The sequence below is a fragment of the Streptomyces sp. NPDC039462 genome (assembly GCF_055639375.1).
In genome coordinates this window covers 672,161-698,087 of sequence record NZ_JBVKAO010000001.1, presented here as the reverse complement: position 1 = coordinate 698,087, position 25,927 = coordinate 672,161, and the positions used below count along the sequence as shown (strand labels likewise).

At 70.5% G+C, this 25,927-nt stretch carries 20 protein-coding genes; 9 read left to right on the top strand and 11 right to left on the bottom strand.

Features of this window, described 5'->3' with window-relative positions; translation table 11 throughout:
- Positions 1–80 precede the first annotated feature (80 nt).
- The 3 genes from ACZ7LU_RS02820 to ACZ7LU_RS02810 all read right to left on the bottom strand — a co-directional run bounded on the left by ACZ7LU_RS02820 (position 81) and on the right by ACZ7LU_RS02810 (position 6,040).
- Positions 81–4,496, bottom strand: coding sequence for a DUF6531 domain-containing protein (locus tag ACZ7LU_RS02820; protein WP_471915467.1), 4,416 nt, complete (start codon positions 4,494–4,496; stop codon positions 81–83).
- 6 nt (positions 4,497–4,502) lie between these two features.
- Positions 4,503–4,817, bottom strand: a complete 315-nt coding sequence (locus ACZ7LU_RS02815) for a hypothetical protein (protein WP_468712963.1) — start codon at positions 4,815–4,817, stop codon at positions 4,503–4,505.
- A 101-nt stretch (positions 4,818–4,918) separates the two neighbouring features.
- Positions 4,919–6,040, bottom strand: coding sequence for a serine hydrolase domain-containing protein (locus ACZ7LU_RS02810; protein ID WP_471915466.1), 1,122 nt, complete (start codon positions 6,038–6,040; stop codon positions 4,919–4,921).
- Between the two features lie 200 nt (positions 6,041–6,240).
- Here ACZ7LU_RS02810 and ACZ7LU_RS02805 point away from each other — a divergent pair, with 200 nt between their 5' ends.
- Positions 6,241–7,236, top strand: coding sequence for a GbsR/MarR family transcriptional regulator (locus ACZ7LU_RS02805; RefSeq protein WP_471915465.1), 996 nt, complete (start codon positions 6,241–6,243; stop codon positions 7,234–7,236).
- Between the two features lie 6 nt (positions 7,237–7,242).
- Here ACZ7LU_RS02805 and ACZ7LU_RS02800 read toward each other — a convergent pair whose 3' ends face one another.
- Positions 7,243–7,632 carry a winged helix-turn-helix transcriptional regulator gene (locus tag ACZ7LU_RS02800; protein ID WP_468085473.1) on the bottom strand — a complete coding sequence of 130 codons (390 nt, stop codon included), beginning with the start codon at positions 7,630–7,632 and terminating at the stop codon, positions 7,243–7,245.
- Positions 7,633–7,858: 226 nt separating this feature from the next.
- On the opposite strand from ACZ7LU_RS02800, the gene ACZ7LU_RS02795 reads away from it, so the two are divergent.
- Positions 7,859–9,226 carry an MFS transporter gene (locus ACZ7LU_RS02795; protein WP_471916462.1) on the top strand — a complete coding sequence of 456 codons (1,368 nt, stop codon included), beginning with the start codon at positions 7,859–7,861 and terminating at the stop codon, positions 9,224–9,226.
- On the opposite strand, the gene ACZ7LU_RS02790 is transcribed toward ACZ7LU_RS02795, so the two are convergent.
- Complete coding sequence (locus tag ACZ7LU_RS02790) at positions 9,121–9,648, bottom strand: ATP-binding protein (RefSeq protein WP_471915464.1); 528 nt, start codon at positions 9,646–9,648, stop codon at positions 9,121–9,123. The two genes, ACZ7LU_RS02795 and ACZ7LU_RS02790, sit on opposite strands and share 106 nt — an antisense overlap.
- A 148-nt stretch (positions 9,649–9,796) precedes the next feature.
- Here ACZ7LU_RS02790 and ACZ7LU_RS02785 point away from each other — a divergent pair, with 148 nt between their 5' ends.
- From ACZ7LU_RS02785 to ACZ7LU_RS02775, 3 genes are all read left to right on the top strand, one after another.
- Entirely contained in the window at positions 9,797–10,639 is an 843-nt protein-coding gene (locus ACZ7LU_RS02785) for a helix-turn-helix domain-containing protein (RefSeq protein ID WP_471915463.1), read from the top strand.
- Positions 10,636–10,926: a DUF397 domain-containing protein gene (locus tag ACZ7LU_RS02780; protein WP_468561235.1), complete on the top strand. Its 291-nt coding sequence runs from the start codon at positions 10,636–10,638 to the stop codon at positions 10,924–10,926. Before ACZ7LU_RS02785 ends, ACZ7LU_RS02780 begins: the two co-directional genes overlap by 4 nt.
- Positions 10,927–11,056: 130 nt before the next feature.
- The gene (locus ACZ7LU_RS02775; protein ID WP_468312242.1) at positions 11,057–11,656 is read left to right on the top strand and encodes a hypothetical protein; all 600 of its coding nucleotides are present in this window, start codon (positions 11,057–11,059) and stop codon (positions 11,654–11,656) included.
- A 97-nt stretch (positions 11,657–11,753) separates the two neighbouring features.
- Here the strand turns inward: ACZ7LU_RS02775 and ACZ7LU_RS02770 are convergent, their stop codons facing one another.
- Together ACZ7LU_RS02770 and proP are read right to left on the bottom strand one after the other, a co-directional pair.
- Positions 11,754–13,061, bottom strand: a complete 1,308-nt coding sequence (locus ACZ7LU_RS02770) for a phytase (protein WP_471916461.1) — start codon at positions 13,059–13,061, stop codon at positions 11,754–11,756.
- 217 nt (positions 13,062–13,278) lie between these two features.
- A complete protein-coding gene (proP, locus tag ACZ7LU_RS02765) occupies positions 13,279–14,748 on the bottom strand; it encodes a glycine betaine/L-proline transporter ProP (RefSeq protein WP_471915462.1) in 1,470 nt (489 codons plus the stop codon).
- A gap of 430 nt (positions 14,749–15,178) precedes the next feature.
- Between proP and ACZ7LU_RS02760 the strand changes: the two genes are divergently transcribed.
- A complete protein-coding gene (locus ACZ7LU_RS02760; RefSeq protein ID WP_471916460.1) occupies positions 15,179–17,398 on the top strand; it encodes an alpha-N-acetylglucosaminidase in 2,220 nt (739 codons plus the stop codon).
- Between the two features lie 159 nt (positions 17,399–17,557).
- Here the strand turns inward: ACZ7LU_RS02760 and ACZ7LU_RS02755 are convergent, their stop codons facing one another.
- Complete coding sequence (locus ACZ7LU_RS02755; RefSeq protein ID WP_398309359.1) at positions 17,558–18,205, bottom strand: DUF4360 domain-containing protein; 648 nt, start codon at positions 18,203–18,205, stop codon at positions 17,558–17,560.
- 249 nt (positions 18,206–18,454) lie between these two features.
- On the opposite strand from ACZ7LU_RS02755, the gene ACZ7LU_RS02750 reads away from it, so the two are divergent.
- Positions 18,455–19,300, top strand: a complete 846-nt coding sequence (locus tag ACZ7LU_RS02750) for a chitosanase (RefSeq protein WP_468712976.1) — start codon at positions 18,455–18,457, stop codon at positions 19,298–19,300.
- Between the two features lie 162 nt (positions 19,301–19,462).
- Complete coding sequence (locus tag ACZ7LU_RS02745; RefSeq protein ID WP_471915461.1) at positions 19,463–20,410, top strand: hypothetical protein; 948 nt, start codon at positions 19,463–19,465, stop codon at positions 20,408–20,410.
- Here the strand turns inward: ACZ7LU_RS02745 and ACZ7LU_RS02740 are convergent.
- A complete protein-coding gene (locus ACZ7LU_RS02740; RefSeq protein ID WP_471915460.1) occupies positions 20,382–21,596 on the bottom strand; it encodes an MFS transporter in 1,215 nt (404 codons plus the stop codon). The two genes, ACZ7LU_RS02745 and ACZ7LU_RS02740, sit on opposite strands and share 29 nt — an antisense overlap.
- Positions 21,597–21,787: 191 nt before the next feature.
- On the opposite strand from ACZ7LU_RS02740, the gene ACZ7LU_RS02735 reads away from it, so the two are divergent.
- Positions 21,788–22,726 (top strand): scabin-related ADP-ribosyltransferase, encoded by a 939-nt coding sequence (locus tag ACZ7LU_RS02735; protein WP_471915459.1) that lies wholly within the window; start codon positions 21,788–21,790, stop codon positions 22,724–22,726.
- 85 nt (positions 22,727–22,811) lie between these two features.
- Here ACZ7LU_RS02735 and ACZ7LU_RS02730 read toward each other — a convergent pair whose 3' ends face one another.
- Both ACZ7LU_RS02730 and ACZ7LU_RS02725 read right to left on the bottom strand, forming a co-directional pair.
- Positions 22,812–24,161, bottom strand: coding sequence for a nucleobase:cation symporter-2 family protein (locus ACZ7LU_RS02730; RefSeq protein ID WP_398309703.1), 1,350 nt, complete (start codon positions 24,159–24,161; stop codon positions 22,812–22,814).
- Positions 24,162–24,506: 345 nt separating this feature from the next.
- Entirely contained in the window at positions 24,507–25,892 is a 1,386-nt protein-coding gene (locus ACZ7LU_RS02725; protein WP_468085453.1) for an 8-oxoguanine deaminase, read from the bottom strand.
- Between the last annotated feature and the right edge of the window lie 35 nt (positions 25,893–25,927).

Genomic DNA, 25,927 nt, shown 5'->3' with positions numbered 1-25,927 from the left:
CAGACCAGCTTGGGCCAGCGAATTCTTCAGCTCTGCTTCCCTCACGTCATTTCCTTGCAAATATGTGATCAGGACCCTGCCTAGCCGGAACGCGGCTGCGCCTTCGCCCAAGGGTACGGCAAGACCTGGTCATAGTTGTGCGAGCCGTCCTTGCGCCTGCCGAAGTAGGCGATGTTGCCGTCTCGGTCCACCACGACTCGTGCCTGACTCAACGGGTCTCCGTTGTCATAAATGGGCTGGTCTTTCCACCGCTGTCCGGCACGAGAATTCCCGCCGCGGTAATTGTCGGCCACGCGCTTGCCGGCCGGTCCGGTGTAACGCTGTTCTTTGTTGGGGTTCTTGACGATGTCGTCCACCAGTTTGTGGATGTCGTCCGGGGTCGCGAGCCATTTCTTGCGGTCCTCGTTGCCCGCGATGCGACGCGCGATCTCCTCCGGCGAATAGTCCTCGTCCGGCACCCAGTTGCTCGGCGGGACATCGGTGTCGCCACACTCCGGTGCGAGACCGAGCGGGTCCGACCAGGTGCATGGATTGTGCGGGTACGTGAAGGGGTTGTCCGCAGGACGCAGGCCCAGCGGGTCCGGAGAGTGATAGCGGCCCGTACTCGGGTCGTAGTGCCGGAAGTAGTTGTAGTGCAGGCCCGTTTCCGGGTCGAAATACTGGCCCGGGAATCTGAGCGGCGTGTACGCGGTGCTGTCAGCTGCCCACGTAGTGGCGCCCCAGAGTGTGGAGCGCGTGCGCCACGCGATGTCCCCGTGCTCGTCGACCAGTTCCGTCGGAGTGCCGACGAGGTCGGTGACGATGGCGTAGAAGCGGTCGTCGATGTCTTCCGCTGCGATGCGTTCCGTCTGGGCCAGCGGGCGTACGCCGTCGTGGTCCCACGTCAGCGTGACGGGAGAAGGGAAGCTGTCACCCCGCGTGGTCTGCTCGCAGAGCGTCGTGCCGTCCCAGGTGAAGTCGACGCGCTCGACGACCTCCTTCCCGTCGTCGGCGAGCCGCTCCTTGGCGATGCGCCGCCCGAGGGGGTCGTAGGTGTACCGCCAGCGCGTCCCGTCCGGAGTGACGACCGACGTGAGCCGGTCCTCCGCATCCCATGTGTACCGCCACGTGTCCGGCTTGCGCGACAGGCGAGTCTTCTGGCTGAGTACGACGCGGCCTGCGGCGTCGTACTCGTACCGGACGCCGCCCGCCCTCAGAAGCGTCATCCCGGCGTACTCACGCCGCCCCTGAGCCTCTTGGTCCGGCTGCGTGGCGGGCCAAGAGGCTTGTGTCTGGTTGCCCGCCGCGTCGTACGCGTAAGTCTCGCGCCAACCCCGGGCACTGACACCCGTGATCCGGCCGACCGCGTCGAGCTCGAAATCGCGGGCGCCGCTCGCCGGATCCTCGACACCTGCCAGGTGGCCGTCCAGGCGGTATCGGTAGGTGCGCGACTGGACGCTACGCCCGCCCGGCCCCTCGACGGACCGGGCCCGCAGGCGACCCAGTTCGTCGAAGGTGTGGGTGAACGTGAGGCTGTCGCCGACGTGCCGGCCGACCTCGCGGCCTGCCGCGTCGTGCTGGAAGCGCAGACGGCGCCCGCCCGTGGTCAGTTCGGTGCGGTTGCCGACCGTGTCGTACGCCCACGTACTCACCGCTCCGGACGGCGTCGTGCGGTGGGTGCGGCGACCTAGTTCGTCGTAGGCGTAGCTCAGTTCCCTGCCTGCGACCGTTTCCGCGCGCAGTCGGCCCCTCTCGTCCCAGCACCATTCGACGACCGCGCCGGGCGAGGCAGCGCGCAGCATGCGGCCCGCCGCGTCGTATGTGAAGTCGGTGATCTCGCCGGCGGCGTCCTTCCGCGTCACCTGCCCGAACACATCGCGCTGGTAGCGGATCACTTCGCCCAGCGGGGTCGTCCGATGGATCAGGTGGCCTGCCGCATCGTTCGCGTACCGGTGCGAGCGTCCGTCGAAGTCCGACTCCGCGACCAGGCGGCCGGCGGCGTCATACTCGTAGTCCCAGGTCAGTCCCTGCGGATTGGTGACCGTGGTGAGCCGCAGTTCGCTGTCGTAGGTGAAGGCGTGGCGCACCCCGTCGGCACTGGTGCGCGCCGCCAAGAGGTCGAAACAGGTGTACTCGAAGCGAGCTGTGCCGCCGTTCGCATCCGTATGGTGCGTGCAGTTGCCCTCACCGTCGTAGAGCCACGTCTCCTGGGAGCCGTCGGCCGCGATGCGCCGGGCAGGCTTCCCCTCGACGGTCCACTCCAGGCGGGTCTGCGCGCCGAGCGGGTCCGTCAGGACGACGAGGCGCCCGAACTCGTCCCGCTCATAGGTGTTCACAGCCCCCAGCACGTTCGTCACGGAGAGCGGCAGTCCCGCGCTGTTGCAGCGGACCCTGACGGTGTGCCCAAGGGTGTCCGTCACCTCGACGAGGCCGCCCGCCGAGTCGTAGGCGAATCGCGTGGTGCGGCCCTCGGGGTCGGTGACGGACACGGGGTTGCCGATGCTGTCGTACTCGCGAATCCAACGGGAGCCGTCCGGCTCGAGGGTGAGTACGGGATGGCCCGACTCGTCGAACTCGACGACGGTGTCCGTGCCGTCCGGTCGAGTGACACGGGTCAGGCGCCCGTCCCGGTCGTAGGCGTAACGAGTCACCCGGCCCAGCGCATCGGTCACCGCGGTCAGCCGCAGCTCCGTGTCCCACTCCTGCTCCGTCACGTGCCCCAGCGGATCCGTCTCCCGGATGAGGCGGAACGCGTCGTTGTGTTCGTAGACGCGGACGTGGCCCAGCGAGTCCGTCACGCGTGTGGTGCGTGTCGCGGTCTCGTAGGTGAGTGTCGAGGCGAGGGCGTTGCCCGTGCCGCCGGTGGCGGTTACTCGGCCGTGGGTGTCGTACTCGTACCAGTACGTCGTGTCGTTGCGGTCGGTCCAGGAGGTGATGCGGCCTTCGGGGTCGTAGGTGTAACGCATCGGGAGGCCCGAGGAGTTGGTTTCCTCGGTGAGGTGGCCGGACTCGTCGTAGCCGAAGGTGAGCAGGGTCGTGCCGGGGGCGGACGGCTCCGCCGGGTCGAGGAGGCGCAGGGCCGTGATGCGGGAGTCGGTCTCGTCGCGGTCCAGGGCGATGCGGTAGCCGCCGGAGTGGGTCACCGTCGCGGGGATGTCGCCCTCGTCGTACTCGATGGTGATCCGGTTGCCGTTGCGGTCCTGGACGTACTGGAGCGGGAGGTCGACCGCTTCGCCCGCGGCGGCGGGGACCGGGCTGTGGAAGACCTGGACGAGGCTGCTGTCGGGGTCGGTGACGCATATCGCGCCGTCGAACCCGTCGGCCCAGGACAGCGTCAGGCGTGAGCCGGGTGTCTCGGGGCGGACCGCTTCGCCGGTCTCCGCGTCGGGCACGGGGAAACAGAGCCGGGCGCCGTCGGCGGCGGCGTAGACGAAACCGTTCTCGTCGGCCTGGACTCGCTGGTCCAGGGTGGAGGCCCAGGACGGGCCGAACCAGCCGCCGAAGCGGTAGGAGGATATGTGCGTGCGCTCCAGGAGGAGGGGCAGGACACCGGGCAGTCGGACGTCGGTGCGGGTCAGCGCCATGTCGCCGGTCGCCACGTCGATCGGGTCGCGGACGAACTTCTTGAGCGCGTTGCGCACCGATGCGGGCAGCTTGTCGAAGCCGGGGCGGAGGGAGAGGCGTTCGAAGGAGGCGCAGTTGAGCTTCATGGCACTGCGCAGCTTCGCCAGGTCCTTGGGCTTGAGTTTGCCGAGGCCCTTGCCGAGGAGCGTGCCGAGGCTGCCGACGCCGACGCCGAGTGCCGCGCCCAGCGCGAGGGTCTCCGCCAGCTTCCCGGGGTCCTTGAAGGTGGACGGATCCTGCAGCAGCGTGTCGAGTGCGGCGAACTTCGCGCCCTCGCCCGCCATCTTGCCGATCCGCGCGATCGTCTTGATGTCCTTGAGGGCCTTCAGTGCCCGGCGCAGGCCGCGAATGACTTCGAGGACCGCGCGGATGGTGCGGGCCATCGCCGAGCCGGCGTGTTCGATCCGGCCGATCAGGGCCATGGCCTTCGCAAAGCGCGCACCTGCCGCGAGGCTGCCGACGACCGCGGAGGCGCCGCCGGTGAGGACGGAGAGCGCCAGGCCCGCCATCTCCACTTCGATGATCTCGACGATGATGACGTTGAGTTCGGTGAGCAGTTCGTGCGATTCATCGGCGTACTTGTCGAGGGCGTCGGCGCCGTCGCGCAGCGAGTCCGCCATCTTCGTCGCTTGGGAACGGGTCTTCTTGGCCCGTTTGTTGAACGCGGTGGCGGTCTTGCCTTCCCAGGTCACGTCCCGCAGCGCGGCTTCCGCGTCCTTGACGGAGGCGTCCACGGCCTTGGCCAGGGAGCGCCACTTCTTGGCGATCTCCCGAACCCCGTCCGGGTCTACCGCCGGGTCGGAGATCCCCAGGAACTCCATCATGCTGGCCATGCTGTCGCCGGCCATGTGGTTGAACTTGTTGATGTAGTGCAGGGGGTTGAGGTCGACCACGGGGGCTCAGCCCTGCTTCTTGCCGCGCGCGGCGGCTTCGAGCAGCACGTCGAGGACGTCGAACGCCTCGGAGAGATCGGTCATCAGCTTTGCCTCGCCGTGCCACTCGTCGACGAGGTCGGCCGCGACCTCGGCGAGTGTCTCCATGCCCTCGCGCACGTCGTCGGTCGCGCTCATGAGTGCGCCGAGCGCGCCCAGCGCCGACAGGTCGTGCGAGGCCGCCTTGAAATCATGCAGCGGCTTTGCGATGTGATGCGGCGCCTTGCGCAGCAGCGGCGCCGCCTTCGCTATCGACTCCGAGTCCTTACCCAGGTCTCCCACGGCCGCGTGTCCCCCGATACTTCCCGATACTGCGCGTTGCAATGTGCACAAGCCAACGACAGACAGTAGTCGTCGCGGGTAAGCGGAATCTATTCACTTGGTCATGGCGTCGCAAAGCCGAGCGCGCAGCCGTAGCTGAACTCGGCCTCCAGGAGGTCGGTGAAAATGCCTATGGGGTCCTGCCAGCGACCCTCCGCCCAGTCCGCGTTGATGTTCACCGCGAGCATGTGTGTGCCGTCACGGGTGCCGTAGACGTACGTCCAAGAGCCGAAGAGGGCGCCGCCCATGCCCCAGACCGCTGTGCCGGAGGGGAGGAGGATGCGGGAGACGCCGCAGCCGTAGGTGGAGCGGGGTAACCAGTTCTGGGTCTGGGTCATGGTGAGGAGTTCGCGTTGTTGGTCCGGGCGGAGGAGTTGGCCGCCCAGTAGGGCCCCGAAGAAGCGGGTGAGGTCGCTCACCGTGGAGATCATGCCGCCCGCCGCCCAGTAGGGGGTCGTGTCCAGTTCCGTGGCGTCGTGGACCGGGGCCTCCGGGTCGGGGGAGAAGAGCTTCGTGTAGTGGCGGGCGTGGGGGTCGGGGAGTGTCCGGTCCGTGGAGAGCGGCAGGGATGTGGCCGTCAGGCGGAGCGGGCGTGCGATGCGGTCGGCTATCTCGGCGGTGAGCGTGCGGCCTGTCGCCCGCTCGACGATCATTCCGGCGAGGATGTAGTTGGTGTTGGAGTAGGACCAGCCTGTCCCCGCCGCCGGGAAGTTTGCCGGGTGTGACATGGCGATCGCGACCAACTCCGCAGGCGTGTAGCTCTCCTGGCTGCTCAGGGCCTCCTGGTCTTGCGTGTAGTTGAAGACTCCGCTGGTGTGGTCGAGGAGGTGCCTGACAGTGATCGTCGTGCCGTCGTGGCCGTTGCCCGTGACCACGCCCGGCAGCCAGCGGTCCACCGTGTCCGTCAGGGTCAGGCGGCCCTCCGCGGCCAGTTGCAGGACCACCGTGGCGGTGAAGGTCTTCGTGATGCTGCCGATCCGGAACCGGTCCTCGGGCCCGCGCACCCGGCCCGTCCGCGTGTCGGCGACGCCCGCCGTGCCCGTCCAGTGGCCGCCACCGTCGCGGGCCTGGGCGAGGATGCCCGGCACGCCCCCTTCCCGCACGGCTTCGTCGAGCACACACTGGGCGGCGCCGTGGTCCCGGCGCCCGTGCGTGACGCGCGCCGTTGGAGCGGCGTCTTTCATGTGTTGTTCCCTCCTGCTTCCCTCGGGTTACCCCTGGTATCTCTTTCGCGGTACCTGAAAGCTACGTTGCGCATATGCCCAAGTGAGCAGTTCAGGCAAGGGAACTCCCGGAAAAGCGCTGGTTTTTCGCGTCTTGTAGCGTCATCGGTGACGGCTAACGCAACGCACGCGCACGGGCGTGCGCATCCGGTGGGGGCGACATGGGCGGCGGCAGACTGACCGCTGAGGAACGGAAGGACATCGAGGCGGGGCTCGCCGAGGGCCTGACGTACGCCGCGATCGCCCGGCGCCTCGGGCGGCCGACCTCGACCGTCAGCAGGGAAGTCGCCCGCAACAACGGCGCCGGCGGCTACCGCGCGGAGCACGCCGACCGCGCCGAGGCCTGGCGGCGCCGCAACCGCCCGCCCCGGCCGCGCCGCCCCACACCGCCACCGGCCACCAGCCCCCGCACCGACGCCGAAACGGACGCCGATACGGACGCGGCAGGCACCCTCCCGCACGGGGGCGAGCCCGACGCCGTCCTCGCCTACCTGGACCGGTTCACGGCCATGCTGATCAGCACCGGCCTCCCCCGCACCGCCGCCAAAGTGCTCGCCTGCCTGGTCACCACGCCCTCCGGTACCCAGACCGCCGCCGAACTCGCCGAGCGCCTGGGGATCAGCCCGGCCTCCGTGTCCAAAGCCGTGGGCTACCTCGCCGGGCTCGACATCCTCACGCGCGAGCACGAGCCCGGCCGGCGCCGCGAGCGTTACGTCATCGACGACGGCGTCTGGCTCCGTGCCTGGCTGACCAGCGCGGAGCAGAACGCGGTGTGGGCCGAGACCGCCCAGGAGGGCGCCGAGCTGTTCGGGCCCTGGACCCCGACGGGTGCGCGGCTCGAAGTCATGCACAGGTTCTTCGCGCAGGCCCACCAGGACATGACCGGGCCGTCGGCCACCGCGTTCCTCGACGACGCGCTCACCGTGCTCGCCGCCCTGCTCCACGCGGCCCGGCCCCTCACCACCGACGAGCTTGCCGCCGCACTCGGCTGGCCGCAGGAGCGTACGGCGACGGCCGTGAACGCCGTGGACAGCGCCGAGCAACAGCGGGGCACTTCATGCCCGTTGATACTCCGGCGCGCCCCCTCCGGCGCGTACCGGGTCGTGTCCCACCCGGACCGGCTCACCCCCGCCCAGCGCGCGGCACTGCGCCGATAGCGCACGTCACCCGATCCCCCGCTCCTCGTCGTACGCCGCCCTCGACTCCGCGATCGTGACGCGGTGGCGTTCCGCCCAGCCGGTCAGCGACAGGAGGGTGTCGTGCAATTCGCGTGCCACCGGAGTGAGTTCGTACTCCACCTTCGGCGGAACCGTCGGATGCACCGTCCGCTTCAGGAGCCCGTCGCGCTCCAGGTTGCGCAGGGTCAGCGTCAGCATGCGGCGGCTGATGCCCTCGATGGCGCGCTCCAGTTCGGTGAAGCGGATCGGGCCGCGCGCCGCCGCGATGATGATCGGGACGCTCCATTTGCCGACGACCCTGTCAATAACCTCGCGGACCGGGCACGCTTCCGCGTTCACCACCTGCGAGGTAACACCGGTGTTCCCCTGGGACATCAAAGTGCCTCCTTCTCCCCACCCTCGTGGCCGTCCACGATGAGCCCCGTTACAAGTCGTGCACCTTTGCAGCTCAGAGGCGCCCAGTACGGAGGTTGTCACCATGTCCCAAGCCGTGTCCGAGGTCAACGTCCCCGCATCGTCCGCGCCCCCGTCGACGCCCCCGTCGACGTCCCCGTCGGCGTCCCGGTGGGCGTCGCTCGCCGTGCTCTCCTCCGGGCTCCTGATGACCATCATCGACGGCAACATCGTGACCGTCGCGATGCCGGCCATCCAGAGCGATCTCGGCTTCTCCGCCGCCGGGCTCGCCTGGGTGGTCAACGCCTATCTCATCGCCTTCGGCGGGCTCCTGCTCCTCGTCGGGCGGCTCGGCGATCTCGTCGGGCGCAAGCGGATGTTCGTGTCCGGGCTCGCGCTCTTCACCGCCGCCTCCGTCCTGTGCGGCGTCGCCACCGACCAGGGCGTGCTCGTCGCGGCCCGCGCCCTCCAGGGTGTCGGCGGCGCGATGACCTCGGCCGTCGTCCTCGGCATGCTCGTCGCCCTCTTCCCCGAGCCGCGCGAACAGGCCAAGGCCATCGCGGTGTTCAGCGCGGTCGGCGCGGCGGGCGGGGCGCTCGGCACGTTCCTCGGCGGGGCCCTCACCGAAGCCCTGAACTGGCACTGGATCTTCCTGATCAACCTGCCGATCGGCGTCGTCGCCCTCGTCGCGGCGGTCCGCGTGCTCGCCCCGGACCAGCAGAGCGACCGCGGCACGGGGCTCGGCGGCGGCGCCGACTACCCCGGCGCCGCCCTCATCACCGGCGCCCTCATGCTCACCGTCTACGCCATCGTCACCACCGCCGAGCACAGCACCTCCGCAACGCTCTCGCTCGCCGCAGGATCCCTCCTCCTGTACGTCGCTTTCGCCCTCCGCCAGGCTCGTGCCGCCCGCCCCCTGCTGCGGCTGCGCCTCTTCCGCTCGCGCCTCCTGACCGGCGCCAACGCCGTGCAGATGCTGATGATCGCCGGCATGTACGGCTTCCAGTACATCGGCGCGCTCTACCTCCAAAACGTCCTCGGCTACGGCGAGTTGCTGACCGGCGTCGCCTTCCTTCCCGCGCCCGTCACCATCGGCGTCCTGATGCTGGGCCTCTCCGCGAAGGTCATCGGCCGCTTCGGCGCCCACCGCACGCTCCTCGCGGGCCTCGCCCTGATCACGGCGGGCCTCGCGCTCCTCGGCCGGCTGCCCTCGGACGGTTCGTACGCCCTCGACGTCCTGCCCGGCATGCTGCTGCTCGGCGCCGGTTTCGCCGCCGCGATGCCCGCGGTGACGGGCCTCGCGATGGGCGGCGTGGCCGAGGAGGACGCGGGCCTGGCCTCCGGGCTCTTCAACACCACACAGGTGGTGGGCGGTTCGCTCGGCCTCGCGGTCCTGACGACGCTGGCGGCGGGCCGCGCGGAGTCCCTCACCGAAGGCGGCACGTCCGCCCTCGCCGCCGCGGCCGACGGCTACCGGCTCGCCTTCTGGGTCGCCTCGGGCATCGCGGCGGCGGGCCTCGTCCTGGCCGCGACCGTGCTGCGGCCCGCCCCCGGGAAGTCGGGCAGGGCCAGCTGAGCCCACACCGTCTTGCCGACCGCCCGGCCCGTCACGCCCCACTCCGCGGCCAGCGCCGCCACGATCACGAGCCCCCGGCCCGACTCCTCGTCGACCGCCGGGGGTTCCGCCCTCTCCGGCGGCACACGCTCGGTGCGCGTGTCGGACACCTCGATACGCAACGTGTCCGTGTGCAGCGTCACGGCGACCTCGAAGTCCCGGCCCTCCACCCGCCCGTGGGTCACGGCGTTCGCCGCGAGCTCGGCGACGATCGCCTCTGCGGCGTCCGACAGTTCGGAGTCGTACGCGATGCCCCAGCCGTCCAGGTGGTACCTGGCCAGCCTCCTTGCCAGGCGGGCACCCCGGGGCGTGGCACTGAGGCGCTGCACGAAGGTGTGGAGGACGGCGGTGACGCTGACGGCGGGCTGGGTTCGGCTCGGCATGCGCCCACCGTGGCCCGGCGCGAAGGCACGCCACCAGCCACGAATCTCGTACGGTGCGTAACTGTACGAGTACGAACAGTGGACAGTACGGGTAACCCAACGTGACCATGGGTGCGTTCAGCGGGGACCGGTAAACGAGCGTCAGGGGATGCCCGTGATGTCGTCAAGTACGCAGGGCAGTAATGAGCCCGAACCGACCGACGGGCTCAGGGCCTTCGGCGCGGTCCTGAAGAGCTTCCGCAAACGCGCCGGGTACACCCAGGAGTCCCTGGCCCGGGAGATCGGCTACTCGGTCCACTTCCTGGCCTCCATCGAGCAGGGCAGACGCTTTCCGCCGTCCCGGTTCATCGACCAGTGCGAGGCGACGCTGGACGCGTTCGGGACGCTACGGTTGGCCGCGAATCAGCTGTCGCGGCAACGGGGGCTGGCGTCTTGGTTCCGTAAGTGGGCACAGCTGGAACAGGAGGCGGTGGCCCTCTCGACGTACGAGTGCCGGTTGATCCCGGGCTTGTTGCAGACGGAGGCGTACGCGCGGACGCTGTTCCTCAACCAGTTGCCCCCGCAGGGCGATGAGCAGATCGAGGCCCTGATGACGGCACGGGCCGAGCGCCAGCTTCTCCTCACGGAGCGCCCGAGCACCGCGTACAGCTTCATCCTTGAGGAACACTTGTTCCTGCGCGGCATGGGCGGGCATGACGTCACCATGGAACTCATCGACCATGTTCTGGGGCTCGCGGAGCGCCGGAACATCGAGCTTCAGATCATGCCTGTGGTGCGCAGCAGCCATGCCGGGCTGGACGGCCCCATCCGCCTGCTTGAGACACCGGAGAACAGGTGGTTCGCCTACTCCGAGGGTCAGGAAAGCGGTCAGCTCCTCTCCGACGCGAAAGTCGTCAGCATGCTCCAGATGCGGTATGCCAGGATGCGCGCACAGGCTCTCTCCTTCGAGGATTCGGTGAGCCTGCTGGAGCGGATGCGAGGAGCGGAATGAGCACCCCCGAACTGGCCTGGTTCAAGAGCAGCTACAGCGGCGGCTCAGGCGACGACTGCATAGAAGTCGCGCTCGACTGGCGCAAGTCCAGCTACAGCAGCGGGGGCGACGGCGACTGCGTCGAGTTCGCCCCCTGCCCCACCACCATCCACATCCGCGACTCCAAGCGTCCCGAGGGCCCGCGACTCGCCCTGGAGCCCCGCGCCTGGGCGGAGTTCGTGTCGTACGCCGTCACCGACACCCGCCCTGAGACTCGCCAAAATTTGGACTTTGGAGCCAAACTTTGATGATTCAGGCCATAAAAGACATTTGATCAGCCTTCAGCAAGCACAGCGCGCCGTACTTCCCTAGGTTGGGAACTGTCAGGCGGAGTATCTCTCCGCCTGAACAATCGAAGGAAGTAACACCATGCGCACCATGCGCACGACCACTGCCAGGACATTCCTCATCGCCACGATCGCCGTGGCCGGTCTCGCCTTCACTCCCGCTCTCGCCTCCGCCCAGCCCGGTACGGGGAGCGCCCCTACGCAGAGCATCGCCGGGTCCCCCGGCAGCAACGGGGCGAACGGCGTCGGCACGCTCGGCGGTATCGGTGGCCTCGGCGGCACCGGTGGCGCCGCGGGTGCCAACGGCAACGGCGGCAACGGAGGCGCGGGCGGCAACGCCACCGGCGTCGCGAGCGTCGGCGGCCTCGGCGGCACGGGCGGAGCCGGCGGCGCCAACGGCAACGGCGGCAACGGCGGTTACGGCGGCGAAGCCAAGCTCGGCGGAACCGGCGGCGGGGGCGGCGTGGGCGGCGTCGGCAACGCCGGGGCCGGAATCAACGGCGGCAAGGGCGGCAACGGCGGCGCGGCCATCGTCTCGGGCGGCCACACGGGCGGCAAGGGTGGCGCCGGAGGCGCGGCCAGTCCGGTGTGTCCGGGCAAGCCCGGCGGCAACGGAACCGCCGCCACGGCGACCGCGGACGGCACCACCGGCGCAACAGGTGCCGCAGGCAAGACCACTCTCCCCTGCTGACCACCTCCGGTGAGCGAAGCACCGCAGCAGGACCCACGAGCGCCCGGCCGGGAAACCCCGGCCGGGCGCTTTCCGTCGTCCGCGGGTCGCGCGGGACTCAGCTGTCCAGGCTCGTCATGACCTTGCCGAGGTCGACGAACTTGAAGTTCGTGGCGGGGCGGTCACCGTCGCCGGGGGCGTCGTGGCCGTCCTGGACGACCAGGAGGCCGTTCGGGTACTTGGGGCCGAGCGGCTCGTTCAGCGCGGCCGCGCCGTCGCACTCTTCGGAGCCGTCGAGCGTGCCGCCCGCCGGGGTGACCCGGAAGCCGCCCTCGTACTCGTTGTTGTCGCTCAGCTCGCGGTCGTACGCGGCGAAGGTGTTGTCGCCCTGGCTGGAGGCGAGGAGGTAGCCGTCGCCGTCGGTCTCCTTGACGAGGGTGAGGCCCTCGACGTCGGCCGAGATGCGCTTGCCGCCGTAGCCGGGGTCGGTGCCCGGCGTGCACTCCTCGGTCTCCTCGTCGTAGACGCCGGGGACGCCGTACTCGCGGACCTTGTCGACCAGCTTGGGCGTGCCCGTCAGGTCGGCGCGCATGCGCCAGATGCCGACGTCCTCCTGGCCGGCGTACAGCGTGCCGTTGGCCGGGTCGACGACCATGCCCTCGACCTGCGGGAGTTCACCGGGCTCGCCGCACGGCGCCCACGAGGTGCCGTTCGGCAGCCGGAACGAGGTCGGCAGGTCCAGCGTGCGGACCTTGCGGTACGAGACCTTGCCGCCCTGGCCGGGGGTGAGTTCGAGGAGGGCGACGCTGGTGCGCTCCCGCCGGCTGACCAGGGCGTAGGAGCGGCCGGTGGCCTTGTCCTGCCAGGTCGCGAGGCCGTACGCGGTGCGCTGCTCGTTGATCTCGTCCTGGTCGGCGGAGAACACGGGCGGGGCGGCGGGGTCCGTGACGTCGGTGAGCGGGCCGCCGGGGCGGTCGCGGTCGATGCGGTAGAAACGCAGCCGGTCGTGGCCACGGTCGCTGGTGACGGCGAGGTCAGTGGGGCCGGTGGAGAGCTTCAGGCCGTGCACGAGGTCGACGTTGTTGAAGCGGCCGGGGGCGTCGTCGGGGCCCGCGGGCGGTGGGGCGGCGACGGACTGGAGGGGGCGTGCGTCGAGGTCGTAGGCGCGCAGCCCGCCCTCCTTGGCGGTGGCTATCACGAGGCTGCGTGCCGGGTTCGCGGCGTCGCGCCAGATCGCCGGGTCGTCGGCGTCGGCGTTGCCGCCCGCGTCGTCGTCGTGGAGGACGGGGGTCTCGGCGCGGGGCGTGACGGCGGGCAGCGGGTCGGCGGCAGTGGCGGTGGCGGTGGTCGCCGCCGTGGCCGCCGTGGCCGCCGTGGCCGCCGTGGCCGCCAGGACGGTCGCCAGGGCGAGAGCGGCCGAGCCGATCGTCCGGCGTGTTCGGCGCGTTCGACGGGTCGGACAGTGTCTGGTCACGCGGTGTCTCCTCGTTCCGGGAACGGATGGATCTTGCGTGAGACTGGGGCTTCTCCGTGTCGCTCCGGCATACGCCGGGCGTCCGGTAACACCCCGCCAGAATGTACACAGCGTGAACCGTGATGGGGACCCGCCAACTCTGGGGCCCCATCATCAACCCTGGGGCGGCTCAGCCGCGTTGGGACTCCACCAGCTCCTGCGCCTCCTCGTCCGTCGCCACCGACGGCGGCGAACCCTCCAGCGGCTTGCGGGCCGTCTCCTTCATCGCGGCCACCGCGACGATGCCGACGAGTCCGGCGAGCATCGTGTAGAACGCGGGCATCAGGTCGTTGCCGGTGGCGTCGATCAGGGCCGCGACGACCAGCGGGGTCGTACCGCCGAAGAGCGAGACCGAGATGTTGAAGCCGATGGACAGGGAGCCGTAGCGGACGTCCGTCGGGAAGAGGGCCGGGAGCGACGACGACATGACGCCGAGGTAGCAGACCAGGGCGAGGCCGAGGATCAGCAGACCCGTGAAGACCGCCACCGTGCCGCCCTGCTTGATGAGCAGGAACGCGGGGAGGGCGAGGACGAAGAAGCCGACCGAGCCTGTCATCAGGACCGGCTTGCGGCCGATGCGGTCGGAGAGCCGGCCCACGGAGTTGATGAGGGCCATCAGGATCAGCATCACGACGACAATGGACATCAGGCCGCCGGTCTCGCCGAAGCCGAGCTGGGTGAGATAGGTCGGCATGTACGACAGCAGCATGTAGTCCGTGACGTTGAACGCCGCGACCAGCGCGATGCAGAGCAGCATCGCACGCCACTGGCCGAAGAAGGACTCCCTGAAGGACTTCTTCTGGCGTTCGGCCGCGGGCCCTTCGCCCTCCTCCATCTTCTGGAAGGCGGGCGACTCGTCGAGCTTCATCCGCAGGTAGAGACCGATCAGGCCGAGCGGCGCCGCCACCATGAACGGGACGCGCCAGCCCCACGACTGCATCGCGTCGTCGCTGAGCACCACGGTCAGCGTGGTGACGAGGACCGCCGCGACCGTGTAGCCGATGAGGGTGCCGAACTCCAGGAAGGAGCCCCAGAAGCCGCGGCGCTTGTCGGGCGCGTACTCGGCGATGAAGGTCGCGGCACCCCCGTACTCGCCGCCCGTGGAGAAGCCCTGCACCATGCGGCAGAGGACGAGGAGGACCGGCGCCCAGACGCCGATCGAGGCGTAGCTCGGGATCAGGCCGATCGCCAGCGTCGCCGTCGACATCATGATCATGGTGAGCGCGAGGATCTTCTTGCGGCCGACCCTGTCGCCGAGCGGGCCGAAGAACATGCCGCCGATGGGGCGCACAAGGAAGGCGGCGGCGAAGGTCGCCAGGGAGGAGAGGGTCTGCGCGGTGTCGTTCCCGGAGGGGAAGAACTCCTTGCCGATGATGACGGCGAGATAGGCGTAGACGCCGAAGTCGTACCACTCCATGGCGTTGCCCAGCGCGGTCGCCTTCACCGCGCGCTTGACCTGGGCCTCCTCGGTGACGGTGATGTCCGACCGGCGCAGGCGGGGGTGCTTGCGGCGGTGGATCGCCCGGAAGAGCGCGCGGTGCCGCGCCACCGCCTCGGGGGCGGGCGGTGCCGGTGTTTCGGGGGCTTCGGGCGCGCTCACGGGGTTGTCACTCTCTCTGTCTGCACTCTCGGCACGGGGATCGGTCGTCGATCAACATTGCCAAGCCGTGAGGGTGCGAGTGCCCGCCGATGGTCCTCGCGCCGGGGGCCCCACGTCCCGCCGAGAAGGGACTTCGGTCCCGTTTGAGCGAGACGGACGCCGAACCCACGTCCTTCCGGGTGAGCCCGTGCGCTTCGAGCCGCCGGTCGACGAACGGAACCACGACGCCGGAGATCATGGCGGGGACCTTCGGGGACAGGGACACACGGCGGGGGCATTCAGGTGCCGCCGCTCCCGTTGAGCCCAGGGCTGCCGGGGAAAGAGACCCCTCGGCACCGCGCCCCATCGCACCGTCCCGCACCGCGCACCCTCCCCTGCCCGACCGCCCGACCGACCGACTGCCCGACCGACCGACGGAGTCCGAATGCCGCTGCCCCTCCACCGCCGCACCTTCCTCGCCGGTCTCGCCGGCACGGCCGGTGTCGCCGCCGTCGCCTGTTCCGGCTCGCCCGCGGGCGGCGCCACCCCCACCGACGACGCGCGTGGCGCGCGTCGGACCGCCGCCGCCGAGGCCGCCCGGCGTCTGCTCCCCCGCCACTCGGGCCAGCTCACCTTCAGGACCGTGCCGAGGAAGTCGGGCGCCGAGGACTCCTTCCAGGTGACCGGGCGCCACGGCCGCATCACGGTCACCGGGACCAGCCCCGCCACCCAACTCGCCGGGCTGCGGCATTACTTGAAGCACGTCACGCACGCCAACATCACCTGGGCGGGCAGCCGCACCGATCACCTGCCGAAGCAGCTTCCCGCGCCCGCCGCGCCCCTCACGCGCGCGGCCAACATCCCGCACCGCTTCGTCCTGAACGACACCAACGACGGCTACACGGGCGCGTACCACGACTGGGCGTACTGGGAGCGTGAGATCGACGTGCTCGCGCTGCACGGCTACAACGAAGTCCTCGTGTACGCGGGTGCGGACGCCGTCTACCACCGAGCCTTCCAGGAGTTCGGGTACTCGGACGTCGAGCTGCGTGCCTGGGTGCCGGCCCCCGCCCACCAGCCGTGGTGGCTCCTGCAGAACATGTCGTCGTTCCCGCACCCGGTCTCCCGGCAGCTGCTCGACGCCCGCGCCCGCCTGGGCCGCCGCATCTGCGACCGCCTCAGGGACCTGGGCATGACGCCCGTCCTGCCGGGCTACTTCGGGACCGTGCCGCCCGGCTTCGAGAAGAAGAACCCGGGTGCGAGAACCGTCCCGCAGGGCGACTGGGTGGGCTTCTCGCGACCGGACTGGCTGGATCCGCGCACCGGCCACTTCGCGCGCGTCGCCGCCGCGTTCTACCGCGCGCAGGACGAGCTGTTCGGCCCGACCACGATGTACAAGATGGACCTCCTCCACGAGGGCGGAAAGCCCGGCGACGTACCCGTCGGCGAGGCCGCCAGGGGTGTCGAGAAGGCCCTGCGGACCGCGCACCCCGGCGCCACCTGGGTGATCCTCGGTTGGCAGCACAACCCGCCGAAGGCCATCACCGACGCCGTCGACAAACAGCGGATGCTCGTCGTCGACGGCCTCTCCGACCGCTTCCCGAACATCACCGACCGCGAGGCCGACTGGGGCGCCACGCCCTACACCTTCGGCTCCATCTGGAACTTCGGCGGCCACACGACGCTCGGCGCCAACACCCCCGACTGGGCCGAGCTGTACGAGGAGTGGCGCACCCGGGAGGGCAGCACCCTGCGCGGCATCTCGCTCATGCCGGAGGCCGCCGACAACAACCCCGCCGCTTTCGAGCTCTTCTCCGAACTGGCGTGGCGCGAGGGCGATCTGGACCTGAAGTCGTGGTTCGCCGAGTGGTCCACCGTCCGGTACGGAGGCGCCGACCGGCACGCCGAAGCGGCCTGGGACGTGCTGCGCCGCACCGCCTACGGCACGACCCGCGCCGACCGGTGGGCCGAGGGCGCCGACGGCCTCTTCGGGGCGCGGCCCGACCTCGCGGCGAGGTCGGCGGCGGCCTGGTCGCCCAAGGCGATGCGTTACGCGCCGGAGGACTTCGAGCCCGCCCTCGGCGAACTCCTGCGGGTGCGGGCCGGGTTGCGGCGGTCGTCCGCGTACCGGTACGACCTCCTCGACGTCGCCCGGCAGGCCCTCTCCAACCGCAGCCGCGTCCTGCTGCCGCGCATCAAGAAGGCGTACGACGCCGGGGACACCGGCCTCTTCGACCGGCTGACCCGCGAGTGGCTCGGGCACATGGACCTGCTCGACCGGCTCCTCGCCACCGACTTCCGGCATCTGCTGGGCCGTTGGGTCGCGGACGCCCGCGCGTGGGGCGCCGACACGGCGGAACGGGACCGGCTCGCGTACGACCAGCTCTCCCTGCTGACGGTGTGGGGCACCCGCTCCGGCGCCGACGCCGGGCTGCGCGACTACGCCAACCGCGAGTGGGCGGGGCTCGTCGGGGGGCTGTACCGGCTGCGCTGGGAGCGGTACTTCACGGAGCTGCGCTCCGCGGTCTCCGAGAACCGTGTCCCCGAGAAGATCGACTGGTTCGCCGTCGAGGAGGCGTGGATTCGCGAACCCGGGCCGCTGCGGGTTCGTCCCACGGGGGACGTGTATGAGATCGCCGCACAGGTGCGGGCCCGGCTGGGGGCGCCCTAGGGCCCCCCCGGGGGGGCAGGGCTTGTGCAGTGTGCGGCACTGCGGGTGCGATGTGGCTGGTCGCGCAGTTCCCCGCGCCCCTGACGGGGCGCTCACGCAGGCTTCCCCAGGGGCGCGGGGAACTGCGCGCTCAGCCACGGCACACCCGCAGCCCAAGACTCAAGCGCGGGGACACTCCTTCCACGCCATGTGGTACACCGTGCTGATGTCCCCGTCCGTGGAGTCCATCGTCATGAAGCTGGACTTCGCGGGATCGGACGTCCCCGCGTCCACACGCAACTCCGTGTTGATGTTGAAGTTCCGCCGCTGACCGCACGGCGCCCAGACGAGCTGCGCCCAGTCCGTCGTGTCCGTGGCCTGCCAGTTGTCGTGGTAGGCGCCCTTGAACTCGTGGCTGATGGACGCCGTCTGGGGCGAGCCCTGGAAGTAGTACGAGGCCTTCTCCGTGCCCTTGGCGCCGGGCTGGAGGGAGGCGTAGCCGCGGTAGTCCGCGCTGGCGATCGCGTACGTGAAGCCCTGCGGGACGTGCACGACGAGGTTGAGCTGGCAGTTCTTGCGGAACGCGGTGGGGTCCGCGCCGCCGCCCACCCGGGCGAGGTAGTCGCTGTAGGTCACGGTGAAGGCCGTGTTGTCCTCGGAGACCGCGACGGCCGCGGTGCCGAGGGGACAGCCCGAGCCGTTCACCGTGGCGACCTCGATCACGATCTTGTCGGGCGGCGGGTCCTGGATCGCGGTCGTGTCCTGCGCGGGGAGCGTCGAACCGAACAACGCCACGAGGGCGCCGCCCAGCAGCAGTGCACCGGCCATGATTCTCCGTTCCATTGCCGAGGAGGGGGGTTGGAGAAAGTGCCTGGAGCGGATTGCGTGAGCGAGGGGAGCGTACGGACGGGTGGGTTCCGCGGACAGAGCGATGTCCGGCCATTCGGCGGTCGCCCACTCCCCCGCGTTTGACGGGTATACGTCATGGCGAATCTCTGGTAGGAAACCTTCCTAACAGTACGCGGAACGAAGCAGTCCCCCGATCCGTACGGTGAACTCCCTTATCTGGAGGCCCTCATGGAGACCCCCCACATACGTCCCCTCACCTCCCGCCGCACGCTGCTCGCCTTCGTCGGCGCCGCGGCCGTGGCGGGTCCGCTCCTCGCCACCCAGTCGGCGGGCGCGGCCCCGGGCTCGCTCCTGGTCGCGGCCGGCGGGCTCGACGACCCGGCGAAGAAGGAGATCGCGATGCAGATCGTCTGCAGCGCGGAGAACTCCTCGCTGGAGTGGAAGAAGCAGTACCGCTACATCGAGGACATCGACGACGGCCGCGGCTACACGGCGGGCATCATCGGCTTCTGCTCCGGCACCGGCGACATGCTCGACCTCGTCGAGCTCTACACCCAGCGCAAGCCGGGCAACGTCCTCGCCAAGTACCTCCCCGCGCTGCGCAGGGTCGACGGCACCGACTCGCACGAGGGGCTCGACCCCAACTTCACCCGCGACTGGGAGCGGGCCGCCGACACCGACGCGGCCTTCCGCAAGGCACAGGACGACGAGCGCGACCGCGTCTACTTCAACCCGGCGGTCAAGCAGGGCAAGGCGGACGGCGTCGGCGTCCTCGGCCAGTTCTGTTACTACGACGCGATCGTCATGCACGGCGACGGCAGCGACTCCACCAGCTTCCGCAACATCCGCAAGCGCGCGCTGCGTTCGGCCAAGCCGCCGGCCCAGGGCGGCGACGAGGTGACGTACCTGAACGCGTTCCTCGACGCGCGGGTCTGGGCGATGAAGCAGGAGGAGGCCCACGAGGACACCAGCCGGGTCGACACCGCGCAGCGGGTCTTCCTGAAGAAGCGGAACCTCAACCTGGACCCGCCGCTGGACTGGAAGGTCTACGGGGACCCGTACCACATCGGCTGACCCGTACCAGGTCAGCAGTCCCGTGCCTGATCGGTGGCAGTCGGCCCTCCCCGGCTGCCACCTCCTCACGCGCACCTCTTGCCTCCACCAGGCCGACGTGGGTACGGTCCCGGCCAACTCCCCGTCTACGCGCGTCATCCTGCACCGAGGTGAAAGATCCCCATGTTCCTCCGTACGACCGTGCTCGCCACCGCGGCCGCATCCGCCGTCGCCACGCTCACCGCACTCGCCCCCGCGGCCGCGACCCCGGTGCCCTCGGCGCCCGCGGCCCCCGGCGGCTGGCAGCGAGCCGGTGACAGCATCACCTCGGGCATCAGCGGCCTCGCCCTCAGCGGCCGGGCGGACGGCCCGACGCACTCGCTCGTCGTACGCGACAACAAGAAGCCCGGCCAGAACCGCGTAGCCGCCCTCACCTACCGCCCCGGCCGCTCCGCCGCCGTCGAGCCCCTCACCTGGACCGGCACCGCCGAGCCCATAGACCTGGAGGCGATCGAGGCGGTGCCCGGCACCTCCGACGAGTATGTGGCCCTGGCGAGCCGCGGCCTCGTCTACCACCTGAAGGTGACGGGAGGCGAAGCCGCGGTCCTGGACACCTCTCCCCTCCCCGCCATAGCCGACGGCGACGACTACGAGAGCTTCGCGCTGACCTCGCGGCACGGGAAGCTGGCGGCGGTCTGGGCCGACCGGGGCGCCGGCAAGGACCGCCCCGCGACGCTGCACGCGGCGCCCTTCTCCTTCAACCAGTACGGCGAGTCCGACTTCGGCCCGGTCACGACGGCCCGCCTCCGCGCGCCCTACCCGACCGGCAACGTCCGCCACGCCTCGGACATCTCCGTGACCGCGGCGGGCCGCCTCCGGATCAGCTCGGCCTCCGACGCGGGCGACGACGGCCCCTTCGACTCGGCCGTCATGGACGCGGGCACCCTCGCGGTGGACCGGTCCGGCAAGGTGCGCCTCACCGTCGCCAAGAACCCCGACGTGCTGGGGAAGTTCAAGGGCCACAAGATCGAGGCGATCGAATGCGTGCCGGGTTCCCGGGACGCGGTGCTCGGCACGGACGACGAGAACGCGGGCGGGTACATCAACTCCGCCGCTCTGTGCGGGAAGTAGCCGCGATCACCACGACCGCGAGCACGGCGGTGCAGCCGCCGAGGACCATCACCGCCGAGACGGACGCCGCGTCCACGACCACTCCGCCCGCCAGCGCGCCCAGCGACAGCGTCGCCTGGAACGAGGAGGTGAACAGGACAGACGCCGCCTCGGGCGCGTTCGGCGCGGCGTTCGCGAACCACGTCTGCGAGCAGACCGGCACCGCGCCGTAGGCAAGGCCCCAGACCAGCAGCAGGACGAGTGCGCCGGTCCCGCCCGCCCCCAGCGGGGCCAGCAGCAGCGTCGCGGTGGCGAGCAGTCCCGCCGCCACCGCGAAGGCGGGTCCGAGCCCGCGCCGCACCCACGCTCCCCCGAGGAAGTTGCCGACGACGCCTGCGGCACCGTACGCGAGCAGCAGCGCGCTGATGTGTCGCGGGCCCGCGTGTGTCACCTCCGTCAGGAACGGCGTGACGTACGTGTACGTGCCGAAGTGGGCCGTCACGATCAGGAAGGTCACGGCGACACCGGCCCTGACCCGGGGCGCGCCGAGCAGGCCGCGCAGCACGGCGAGCCGGGTGACGTCCTGCGGTGGCAGCGGCGGCAGGGACACGAGCAACGCGGCCAGGACTGCCAGCGTCAGGACACCCATCGCGGCGAACGCGGCCCGCCATCCGAGGAGTTGGCCGAGCAGCGTCCCGGCGGGTACGCCGAGGACGGAGCCGAGAGGGACGGCGGAGAAGAGGACGGCGGTCGCCCGCCCCTTCTGTGCGTCGGGCACCAAGCGGGCGGCGAGCCCCGTTCCGATGGACCAGAACCCGCCGATGACGAGGCCGACGAGGGCGCGGGAGACCATCATCAGCCAGTACCCGGGGGCGCACGCGGCCAGGAAGTTCGCCAGGGCGAGCACGAGCATCAGCAGGCAGAGCATCCGGCGCCGGTCGACCCGCCGGGTGGTGACCGTCACGGCCGGGGCCGCGACGGCTGCGAGGAACCCCGGCATCGTCATCGTCAGTCCTGCCGTGCCGTCCGAGGCACCGAAGGTGGCACCGATGGGCCCGAGGAGGCCGATGGGCAGGATCTCGGTGGTGACGATGGCGAAGATCCCCAGGGCGAGGGAGATCACGCCGAGCCACTCCATGAGGGGCGAACGGACGGGTGCGGGGGCGGCTGCGGGGAGCCGGGCCGATGGAGACGTCGATACGGGCATGGCACCGAGTCCACCAGCGGCACCCCGCCCAGGTCTGGCACGAATTCGACGTCGACGTCACGCGGGCGCTCGGTGGCAGACGGGAAGACCTCGTGGACCACGAGAAGTGCCCCCGGTCCTGCCCTCCGGTTCCTGGCCCGGCGGGCCGTCACCCGGCGATGCTTGGTGGCTCTGTGACCGAGGAGCCTCCCTTGCACGAACACGACCACGCCGGAAAGCACGACGCCGCGAAGGCGCGGACCGCGGCCCGCAGACCCGCGACGGCGGACGCCGCCGACGCCCCGCTCCAGCGGCTCCTCGCCCTCCAGGGAAGGGCGGGCAACGCCGCCGTCGTACAGATGCTGCGCGGGGCCGGGCAAGCCGCGGAACAGGAGCGGCACCAGCACGGCGCAGGATGCGGTCACCAGCAGGCTGAGCAGCCCGTGGTGCAGCGCGCGGTCGACCAGGACGCCATGGACATCGACCGGCTGGACTTCTCCGACGCCGAGGAGCTGTCGGACGGGGGCGCCGACTCGGAGGCGGGCGAGTACGACTTCCCGTCGTTCATGGCGGAGCGGGACAAGTATCCGCGTGCCACCACGCCGACTCCCCAGCCGGCGGCGGGCTTCGGTGAGAGCACGTACGGCGTCGACCCCGGCAAGGTGAAGTCGATGCGCGAGGACAGGAAGCAGGGGCGGCCCGTGCCCCCGCTGCGCTACCGCAAGGACAACGAGCCCCTGTACCGGTGGGACGGCAGGACGCCCGACCAGATCCTCGGCAAGGGGTTCAAGCCCTGGAACGAGAAGCTGCCCGCCAGCCTCCGGCACTATCAGAAGCTGCTGCAGCGGACCGGTTTCGTCAGCGCCACCCGTTCCCCGGGCGGATATGTGCCGGACTGGGCGCGGCAGCCCGACGGGAGCGGCTGGCGCTACGTCATCAACGCGCCCGGCGGCATCGACCTGGTGGACACGCTGGGGACCACGGCCTTCGCCCAGCAGCAGGAAGTCATCTTCTGGAAGGGCATCCAGGCCGGGTTCGTCGTCCGCGCGGAGCTGTGCGACAAGAACGGCAACGTCATCAAGGTCGTCACCGACGCCGCGGGCGCCGCGGCGGGTCCTGCCGGCGACCCGAACGCGATGGACCTCAGCTGAGCGGCTGCCCCTCGCGCGCGTCTGACCGCGCGAGGGGCGAGCGAGCCGCCGCGGCGGCCGGTGGACGGAGTGCGTAACCGGTGGCTCAGTGCGCCACCGCCTGGCCCGGCACGCGAGACTGGGCGATCTCCCCGCCCGGCTCCATCGGCGCCGTCACGTCGTCCTCGTCGCGGCCCTTGCCGATGTGGTTGAAGACCAGGTTCAGGAGCACGGCCGCCACACAGCCCGTCGAGATGCCCGAGTCGAGGATGATCTTCGCGGTCTCCGGGAACGCGTGGTAGAACTCCGGCGCCGCGATCGGGATGAGACCGACGGCCAGCGAGACCGCCACGATCAGGACGTTGTTGTCCTTCTCCAGGTTGGCCTTGACCAGCGTCTGGATGCCGCTCGCCGCGACCGAGCCGAAGAGGACGACGCCCGCGCCGCCGAGCACCGGGCGCGGCACGACCGCGATCAGCGAGGCGGCGATGGGGCAGAGACCCATCAGGACGAGGAAGCCGCCGCCCGCGGCGACCACGAACCGGCTGCGGATCTTCGTCATCGCGACCAGGCCGATGTTCTGCGCGAAGGCGCTGCACATGAAGCCGTTGAAGAGCGGGCTGACCGCCGAGCCGAGACAGTCCGCGCGCAGGCCCGCCGCGATGGTCTTCTCGTCGGCGGGGCGGTCCACGATCTCACCGAGGGCGAGCATGTCGGCCGTCGACTCCGTCATGGAGACCACCATGACGACACAGAGCGAGACGATGGCGGCGGCCGCGAACTGCGGCGCGCCGAAGTGGAACGGCGTCGGGAAGCCCACGATGTCCGCGTCGCCGACCGGCCCGAAGTCCGTGACGCCGAAGGGGATCGCGACGAGCGTGCCGATGACCAGACCGAGCAGGACCGCGATCTGCTTGACGAAGCCGGTGGTGAAGCGGCGCAGGAGCAGGACGATGACGAGCGTGATGCCGGCGAGGCCCAGGTTCTTCATCGAGCCGTAGTCGTCGGCGCCGGGGACGGGCCCCTGCGCCCAGCCGAAGGCGACCGGCATCAGCGAGATGCCGATGAGGGTGATGACCGTGCCGGTCACGACCGGCGGGAAGAAGCGGATCATCTTCGAGAAGAACGGGGCGGCGATGAAGCCGAGCACACCCGCGACGATCACCGCGCCGAAGATGATCGGCAGGGCGTCGTCCTTGTCCTTGGTCGAGTCGACGACCGCGAGCATGGGCGCGACACCGGCGAAGGTGACGCCGTTGACGAAGGGCAGCCGGGCGCCGATCTTCCAGACGCCGAGGGTCTGCAGGAAGGTCGCGAGGCCCGCGGTGAAGAGACAGGCGCCGGTGAGGAAGGTGAGTTCCTTGGCGGAGAGGCCGATGGCGGCGCCCACGATGAGCGGCGGGGCGACGACTCCCGCGTACATGGCCGCCACGTGCTGGAGACCGGTCGTGGCCATCTTGAGCGCGGGGAGCTTCTCGTCGACGGGGTGTATGGATCCCTCGTCGGTGTCGGGGTCCGGGGTGGTGCCTTGCTTGGTGAACCTGGGCTGAGTGGCCACTGTGGCTCCTCCGGTTGTTTTCCGGTCCCGGCTGAGCGCCGGCACTTTTCGCTTCTGGGAGGTGGGGGGTGGTGCGTGGTGCAAGGACTTGCTCGGTATGCGGTTGTGGGTGATGCGCCCAGGTAGTACTGACCGCCCCGGGAACGCGAAGCTTTGGGCCGCGTTCCGGGGCGGCACTTGAGCAGCCCGCTCGGCTGCTCAAGTCCGGTCAGGGGCCGTCCCCCCTGACCGGAGTTCTCGGGGTCAGCTCCCGGCGGCGATACGCGCGAGACGCTGTGCCTCCTCCCGCGTGGAGCGGGCGATGGCGTCCTCGTCGGCGTGGAGCAGACGGCCGTTCTCGACGACCGGCTTGCCGTTGACGAGGGAGAGGGTGACCGGTGCGGCCGCGCCGAAGACGATGGCGGTCACCGGGTCGGCGATCGACGCGTGCCCGATGCCGTCGATCTTCCAGAGCACCAGGTCGGCGAGCTTGCCGGCCTCCAGGGAGCCGATCTGCGTGGCGCGGCCGAGGACCTGCGCGCCGCCGTAGGTGCCGAGGCGCAGCGCCTGACGGGCGTTCAGGGCGGCCTCGCGGTGGGCGCCGAGGCGGTTGATGAGGAGGGCGTTGCGCAGCTCGGTGTGGAGCTCGCCGGACTCGTTGGACGCGGTGCCGTCGACGCCGAGGCCGACGGGGACGCCCGCCTTCAGCATGTCGGGGACGCGGGCGATGCCGGCGGCGAGGCGGGCGTTGGAGGAGGGGCAGTGGGCGACGCCCGTGCCGGTGCGGGCGAACGCGGCGATGTCGGAGTCGTTCATGTGGACGCAGTGCGCCATCCACACGTCGTCACCGAGCCAGCCGGTCGACTCGAAGTAGTCGGTGGGGCCCATGCCGAAGAGCTCGTGACAGAACTTCTCCTCCTCGACCGTCTCGCTGCCGTGGGTGTGCAGTCGTACGCCGAGGCCGCGCGCCAACTCGGCGCCCTGCTTCATGAGTTCGGTCGACACGGAGAACGGCGAGCAGGGCGCGACGGCGACCTGCGTCATCGCGTCGAAGGAGGCGTCGTGGTGCTTCCTGACGGTCTCCTCGGTGGCGGCGAGCGCGCCCTCCAGGGTCTCGACGGCGAAGTCCGGGGGCAGGCCGCCGTCCTTCTCGCTGCGGTCCATGGAGCCGCGGGCCAGGGTGAAGCGGACGCCCATCTCGGAGGCGGCGCGGATGATCGACCCGGAGAGGTCGCCGGAGCCCTTGGGGAAGACGTAGTGGTGGTCCATGGCGGTGGTGACGCCGCCGCGGGCCATCATGCCGAGGGAGCCCTGGGCGGCCGCGTACGTCATCTGCTCGTCGATGCGGGCCCACGTCGGGTAGAGCGCGACCAGCCAGTTGAACAGGTTGTGGTCGGTGGCCAGGCCCCGGGTGATCCACTGGTAGAAGTGGTGGTGGGTGTTGATCAGGCCGGGGGTGACGAGGTGGCCGGTGGCGTCGACGCGGCGTACGACGTTCTCCAGGCCTTCCGGGGCCTTGCCCGCGCCGATGGACTCGATCCTGTTCCCGGCGACGACGATGTACCCCGAGGCGTACTCGGTGTCCTGGGCGTCGACGGTCGCGATCGCGGCGTTCTCGATGACAATGCGGTCTGCCGAAGAAGCTGCCATGGTGCTTCCTTCAATTCGTGAGTGGCGATGGGCAC